This is a genomic window from Flavobacterium bizetiae, assembly GCF_902804475.1.
In the GTDB taxonomy this organism is placed as follows: Bacteria; Bacteroidota; Bacteroidia; order Flavobacteriales; family Flavobacteriaceae; genus Flavobacterium; species Flavobacterium bizetiae.
This window is the reverse complement of sequence record NZ_CADCSU010000111.1, coordinates 1-6,766: the sequence shown is the minus strand read 5'-3', so window position 1 is coordinate 6,766 and position 6,766 is coordinate 1. Positions and strand designations below refer to the sequence as shown.

Sequence of the window (6,766 nt, the reverse complement as noted above, 5' to 3'; positions counted from 1 at the left end):
GGCTATAAATTTACTATTGTTATTAATTGCTTTTGTATCAATAATTTAAGCAAGAGAATAGTCAAATCACAACTTTTGCTACCCTTGTTTTTTCTAAGTTGCAAAAGTAGTTTTTTATTATCGTATTTGCAAGTAGTTAACAAGCTGATAATCAATATTTTTTTTTGAATGTTTAAGCAATTCTGCTAATTGTATTTTTATTCGTGATAATAAAGCACGTACGACGAATATAACTCGTCATTCCACCAGTCTTTACGAACTTCTGCGAAGTAATTGTAATTCAGTTTTCCTGCTTGAGATTGCAGCGGATATACTACAATTCCATTTTCGCGATACGCTTTATGCACATCAGTTTCGGGAACAACAGGAACAATATGTCCTGAAAGACCTTTTTCTCTTCTTTTGGCACAAATAATTCCAACGCCGCCATTAGCATTTACCTTATTCTGAATTTCTTCAACAGTAAACATTCTTTCCCAGCCAAAACTTGGTCCCCATTCCAGAAACCAATCGTGTATCGCGCTCGAGTAAATGCGGTCTACGGTTTTTTCAAAAACAGGTTCTACTTCTTGTCCTTCTAAAACTTTTTCAAGAGATTCCGGTGTCCACCAAACCGTTGGCAGATATACTTTAGAGAAATAGCAGTAATCATAAGAGTATACATTGCAGTAAGTATCTTCTACTGTTCTTTGATATCTCAGGTTATTTTCAACATCCAATTTATCAATCAGTTGGGCAATACTTTCTTTTTTAGTTTCAGCATTCGTTAAATCTCTAAACGGAATACTCGAATCCATAAGAGGTTTTTCTTTCATTTCCATAGAATCCAGACGAGATTCCGGATCCGGTAATAAATCTACTTTTTTTATTCTAGTATTCGATATTGTATTATCATCTAAGGGTAACGATGCTACTGATACAGTATGTTTTTCCATCTTGACTGCTTAAAATTAATTGGCTTAACCTTGCTTGAATTGATTAATGATGCAACATAAATTGGTTGGCCAGCGGGTAAATGTAAGGATTTTAAACTTTCTAAAGAGTTTTAGAAAAAGACAATTTGCAGAAAAAAACAGCAGTAGCAGGGTAATTTTGTTGTTTTTACACACAAAAAATGGCATACAAGTAAGTATGCCATTTTGTAATTTTAATTTGTAACGATTCGATTATTACTCTTTTTCAGTACGATCATCCTTTTCAGAAGTGTCTTTGTTACTGGTTTTATCCTGATTTTCGGTCTTTTCCGATGAAGTAGAAGAGTTGTTTTCAAGAGTGATTTCAGTATCAAGATCTTCGGTAAATTTTTCCTCATATCGGTACGGATCTTCATCTCTTGCATAATTATCGTGATCTACAGGAGTTTCCTGGTCGATATAATCAGGATCGCTTTCTGCAAATTCAGAAGTAGATTCTGTATGAACTATTTTCTTATACTGATCGTCGCTTTGAATGTTATTTCCATCAACTAGCGTATTTTGATCAATAAAATCAGGGTCGGTCTGTCCGTATTCGTTGCTGTTTTGCTTTTCCATAACGCTATTTTTAAATTAAACTTCTTTTATTGACTGAAGCTTTTTCATCTCATTTTCTGTAAACGAAATAGTAAAGCTTACTTTCTTAAGGCGTGTATTTTACAAAATTAGAAAAGAGGTGGTTGTTATTCATTACAGGAAAATAAATTATAGTTGTATAATTTGTAGGTATTGATATGGTATAGAACAGCAATTTTAACAGAACGGATTTAAACTTTCAATTAATGCAATTTTTAAGTTGATGTTTTAACAGGAAAACGTTTTCACTTGTTGTTAATTTATGCTAAAGTAGCTTCATTCTGTCGTTTACAGAGAATAAAACGGCAACAACGAGCGTTCTTAAACAAAACTATATTATGGGCTTATTTGATTTTATGATAGTGGAAATAGCTATGGATTTGGGAACAGCGAATACTTTAATAATTTATGACGGAAAAATTGTAGTAGATAGCCCATCGATTGTGGCAAGAGATATTAGAAACGGAAAAATTATTGCTGTAGGCAAAGAGGCCAGTTTAATGCAGGGTAAAACACACGAAAATATTAAAACAATCCGACCGCTGAAAGATGGTGTAATTGCCGATTTTGATGCTTCGGAAAAAATGATTAACTGGTTTATCAATAATATACCGGAAATAAAGAAAAATCTTTTTAAGCCTGCTTTGCGAATGGTGGTCTGTATCCCCAGCGGTATCACCGAAGTGGAGATGCGAGCAGTAAAAGAGTCTTGCGAACGCGTAAACGGTAAAGAAGTATTTTTAATTCATGAACCTATGGCTGCCGCGATCGGGATGGGAATAGATGTGATGCTGCCTCAGGGTAATATTATTGTTGATATTGGAGGAGGAACTACAGAAATTGCAGTGATTGCACTTGGCGGAATTATTTGCGATAAATCGATAAAAATTGCCGGTGATGTGTTTACCAATGACATCTTATATTATATGAGAACACAGCACAATTTATATATTGGAGACGCTTCTGCCGAAATGATAAAAATAGAAGTAGGTTCTGCAATGGAAGAACTTGAACATCCACCAAGTGATATGCTGGTGCGCGGAAGGGATTTGCTTACCGGAAAACCAAAAGAAATCAAAGTTACCTACAGAGAAATTGCGAAAGCACTCGACAAATCAGTACTCAGAATCGAAGATGCCATTATGGTAACGCTTTCGTTAACTCCGCCTGAATTGGCCGCCGACATTTATAACACCGGTCTGTATCTCGCAGGAGGAGGAGCAATGCTACGCGGACTTGATAAAAGAATTTCTCAAAAAACAGATTTACCGGTCTACATCGCCGAAGATCCTTTAAGAGCCGTTGTTAGAGGTACTGGAGTAGTACTAAAAGATATTGCAAAATACAAAAGCGTCCTGATTAAGTAGGTTTATTGTTTTGTATCTGTTGTTAAAGTTATACGATAGACTAATTTTTTTTAGGAGCTAATCCCGCTATCCGTTCCAATCTTTTGTGCTGAACCCCAGCACAAAAGGATTTCCTCTTCTATCGGGGCTAGGGCAATCGTTTTCATAAGAACTATTTCTCATTTTTGTCATCCTGACGGAGGAAGGATCACACATGAAACTCGACAAAGATTGACGATTTTCTTTGCGAAATTCCGAGTGTGATCCTTCCTCCGTCAGGATGACAAGATTGTGCGTAATCAAAACCTACCATTAAAAAATCCGTACCAATCCGCATTTTCGCGCCAGCGAATCCGCGTCATCCGCGTGCCATTTCACAAGTTTAATCAACAAAACGTACCATTAAAAAATCCGTGCCAATCCGCGTTTTCGCGCTAGCGAATCCGCGTTATCCACGCACCATTTCACAAGCTTACTCAACAAAACGTAAGATTAAAAAATCTGTACCAATCCGCGTTTTCGCGTAAGCGAATCCGTGTCATTCGCGTGCCATTTCGCAAACTATATCAGGTAATATATTGATTTATAAATGTTTTTGTGTTTAAAACTCCTCTCTAAATAGCGCTATTTTACTGCTGTTACTAACGAATTAGTTAAAAAACTAATTAATTAGTTTGTCTACTAATTAATTAGTAGTATCTTGCATCAAAATATTTAACTATGATAAAACTAGCCAAACGAGAAGAACAGATCATGCAAGTGTTTTGGGATTTAAACAAAGCTTTTATTAGGGACATAATTCCGTTGTTGCCAGATCCTAAACCACATTATAACAGTGTAGCAACAATTGTAAAAATTCTGGAAGAAAAAGGCTTTCTTAATCATGAAACAGCCGGTAATATGCATTGTTTTTTCCCTGTAATCAGTAGGGAAGAGTATCAGCAATTTGCATTAAAAGACATTGTGAGTGACTATTTTGATAACTCTTATCCGCGAATGCTCGCCTTTTTTGCAAAAGAACAAAAGCTTACAGAAAAGGATCTTGATGAAATTGTAAATATCATTAAAAAAGGAAAAGTATGATACCTTATATCTTATATTCTGCCTTAATTCTTTCTGCCTGCCTTGTGTTTTACAAGTTACTTTTGCAAAAAGAAACCTTCTTTTATCTAAACAGATATGTATTGCTGGCCTGTATGTTACTGGCTTTTATCGTGCCCCTGATTCCGGTGCCTCAGCAATTATCGTTTAGAAATGCACCAGCAGAAACAGCCGTTGTTTTGCCGGAAACTCAAATTATAAAAAATAGCACAACCCAGCAAAAAACAGAATCTACGCAGGAAACGCCCCTAACACCAACAAAACAACTCATCAATGTTGAAGTGGTATTGCAGTGGATAATCTACTTGTATTGGTTTGGAGTACTTGTTTTTGGGGCGAATTTCTTAATGCAGGCTGTTATATTGATTAAGAGAGCGTATTCAGGTTCAGTAATTCAGGACGGAAAATTTCGAATTGTAGAAATAACAGGAGACAAAGCTCCTTGTTCTTTCGCCAACAATATTTTCATTAATCCTGAAAAATACGAATGGGAAACCTACAATCAGATTTTGCTGCATGAAAAAATACATATTGAGCAAAAGCATACCATAGATCTTTTGCTTGCTGAGATCGTTCTTATTTTTCAGTGGTTCAATCCTTTTGCCTGGCAATGGCGAAAAGCACTTGAAATTAATCTTGAATTTTTAACCGATGACCAAATGCTGCAACAGGATACTGTTGAAAGAGAGAGTTATCAATTTAGTCTGCTTAAAGTAGCAGCACCGCAATTTCCTTTGAGTCTTACAACCAATTATAATCAATCATTACTAAAAAAACGAATCATCATGATGAACTCAAAAAAATCAAACGTAAACACCACGTGGAAATATTTTTTCCTCTTACCATTAATGGTATTGTTTGCCTGCCTTTTTAATCAACCGGCAGCGCAAAGTCAGACGCTGGCATCTTCTACAGAGAAGTCTGCAAAAAAAGCCGCAAAAAAAGCGAATCTAAAAAATGGAATACGAACAGAGGGAAATTGGCTGGCGACGATTAAAGGAAATGAAGTATATCTTCAATTAAAAAGTGATGAAAAAGATAATTCTTCAAGCACTTTTCAGTTGAGTGAATTTAAAGATCTGCAAAGAGACAAACAAGGCACCTTTACATTGACACGCGAAGCCGGAACAATGACTTTTACCGGAAAATTTGAAGGGGATAAAGGAACAGGAACGTACAAATTTACCGCCGATAAAAACTATCAGGCAGCGATGCTTAAGGAAGGCATAAAAGTAACAGAAGATGATGACTTAATGGTTTTCTTTATGGTAAATGTCAAACAGTCGTATGTGCAAATGGTAAAACAAAAAGGATACAAAAATCCGGACAAAGATCAACTTATTCCCCTTGTAGCTTTAGATGTCAATGAAGCCTATATTGCTTCGATAAAACAGGCAATTTCGGATATTGATCTTGATAATCTCGTTCCTTTTAAATCGTTGGGTATCGACAAAGCTTACATCGAAGACATACGCAAATCAGGTTATAAAGACCTGTCTCCGGGAAATATTATAGCATTAAAGTCACAAGGAATAGATGGTAAATTTATTGCAGATGTACGCAGTGCTTCAAAGGGAAATAATTCTGGTGAAGACACTTCAAACAGCGATGATGATGTCCTTGCTCTTAAAGCATTAAATGTTGATAAAGCATTTATTAATTCTTTGAAAGAAGTAGGGTATGACAATCTTTCAAACAGTGATCTTATTGCTATGAAATCATTAAATGTAACAGCAGATTATATTAAAGGTTTTCAAAAAGCGGGTTTTGCAACCATCAAACCCGGTGATATGATTGCATTAAAATCGCAAAACATAACTCCTGCTTTGGTGCAACAATACAAAGACCTTGGTTTTAATAATCTGGATATGGGCGATGTTGTAGGAGCACAGGCAACAGGTGCTACACCAACTTTCATTAAATCGATGAAAGAAAAAGGACACGATTTTAAAAACCTTGAAAAGTATATCGAATTAAAAGCGGTGCTACATAATTAAGACAAAGATCAATCACTTTGTCAGTTAGGATTTTTAAAAATCAAACTAGATTGTAAGACTAAAAAAAAGCCCATTCCTAAAAGGAATGGGCTTTTTTAATGATTGTTCTTTAATGGATTAACTTTGAGGGTGCAAAGTCAGGAGACATTCACACAGCGTAAATCGATAAATTTATTCTTTTATAGAACTCTTCGAATAGCTGGTTTCAAAATCTCATATCATTAACTTTGAAGCACTACTCCAATTATCCTCATTTTTCCTTTTTAAATTTTAAAATCTGTTTTTTTTCAAGTACAACTAATGAATCACTTGTCAGCTTTAAAATTTTCCATTGAAAATTAGACACATCCTCATCATTAAAAAAATCAATTACTTGATCTTTTATTTCATACTCAAAAAACAATTGCTTATTATTAGGATAAAAGTTCATTTTCATTACCTTATCACTAATGTTAAGTTTAAGAATTAAGTCATTTTCCTTTGTAACCCAGTTACCACAAACAGAATTTATATTTGTTTTACTAACAGAACTATCCTCTATTAAATTATTTTTTTTTGAGCAAGTAAAAACCGCAATAAAAATAACATAAACCAGAAGAACAATTAACTTTTGAAAGAGTTTTCTATTTTTTAAGAACCATGTAAGACCAAAAGTTAAAAGGACACCTATAATACTAGAAAAAAAACTTCCTAAAGTTGAAGAAGATTGGACTACATATTCTTTAAGAAAGAAAAATGTCAATACAAATATAGATACTGCAAACCCAATCGT

At 34.7% G+C, this 6,766-nt stretch carries 6 protein-coding genes; 3 read left to right on the top strand and 3 right to left on the bottom strand.

The genetic code is table 11. The annotated features are described in order from the left end of the window. Window positions 1-197 precede the first annotated feature (197 nt). Both FLACOL7796_RS15630 and FLACOL7796_RS15625 read right to left on the bottom strand, forming a co-directional pair. Window positions 198-935 carry a hypothetical protein gene (locus FLACOL7796_RS15630; RefSeq protein WP_173971670.1) on the bottom strand — a complete coding sequence of 246 codons (738 nt, stop codon included), beginning with the start codon at window positions 933-935 and terminating at the stop codon, window positions 198-200. A 234-nt stretch (window positions 936-1,169) separates the two neighbouring features. Continuing rightward, a complete protein-coding gene (locus FLACOL7796_RS15625) occupies window positions 1,170-1,532 on the bottom strand; it encodes a hypothetical protein (RefSeq protein ID WP_173971669.1) in 363 nt (120 codons plus the stop codon). A 356-nt stretch (window positions 1,533-1,888) separates the two neighbouring features. Here FLACOL7796_RS15625 and FLACOL7796_RS15620 point away from each other — a divergent pair, with 356 nt between their 5' ends. The 3 genes from FLACOL7796_RS15620 (at window position 1,889) to FLACOL7796_RS15610 (ending at window position 5,994) form a co-directional block, all read left to right on the top strand. Next, complete coding sequence (locus FLACOL7796_RS15620) at window positions 1,889-2,917, top strand: rod shape-determining protein (protein WP_173971668.1); 1,029 nt, start codon at window positions 1,889-1,891, stop codon at window positions 2,915-2,917. A gap of 699 nt (window positions 2,918-3,616) precedes the next feature. Further along, window positions 3,617-3,979: a BlaI/MecI/CopY family transcriptional regulator gene (locus FLACOL7796_RS15615; RefSeq protein ID WP_173971667.1), complete on the top strand. Its 363-nt coding sequence runs from the start codon at window positions 3,617-3,619 to the stop codon at window positions 3,977-3,979. Next, window positions 3,976-5,994: a M56 family metallopeptidase gene (locus FLACOL7796_RS15610; protein WP_173971666.1), complete on the top strand. Its 2,019-nt coding sequence runs from the start codon at window positions 3,976-3,978 to the stop codon at window positions 5,992-5,994. Before FLACOL7796_RS15615 ends, FLACOL7796_RS15610 begins: the two co-directional genes overlap by 4 nt. Before the next feature lie 250 nt (window positions 5,995-6,244). Here the strand turns inward: FLACOL7796_RS15610 and FLACOL7796_RS15605 are convergent. Continuing rightward, the coding region (locus FLACOL7796_RS15605) for a hypothetical protein (RefSeq protein ID WP_173971665.1) at window positions 6,245-6,766 on the bottom strand (522 nt) is incomplete at its 5' end.

Excerpts from the sequence above, each read along its gene's own strand:
- FLACOL7796_RS15630 (WP_173971670.1), bottom strand. The coding sequence starts at position 935 with ATGGAAAAACATACTGTATCAGTAGCATCGTTACCCTTAGATGATAAT.
- FLACOL7796_RS15625 (WP_173971669.1), bottom strand. The coding sequence starts at position 1,532 with ATGGAAAAGCAAAACAGCAACGAATACGGACAGACCGACCCTGATTTT.
- FLACOL7796_RS15620 (WP_173971668.1), top strand. The coding sequence starts at position 1,889 with ATGGGCTTATTTGATTTTATGATAGTGGAAATAGCTATGGATTTGGGA.
- FLACOL7796_RS15615 (WP_173971667.1), top strand. The coding sequence starts at position 3,617 with ATGATAAAACTAGCCAAACGAGAAGAACAGATCATGCAAGTGTTTTGG.
- FLACOL7796_RS15610 (WP_173971666.1), top strand. The coding sequence starts at position 3,976 with ATGATACCTTATATCTTATATTCTGCCTTAATTCTTTCTGCCTGCCTT.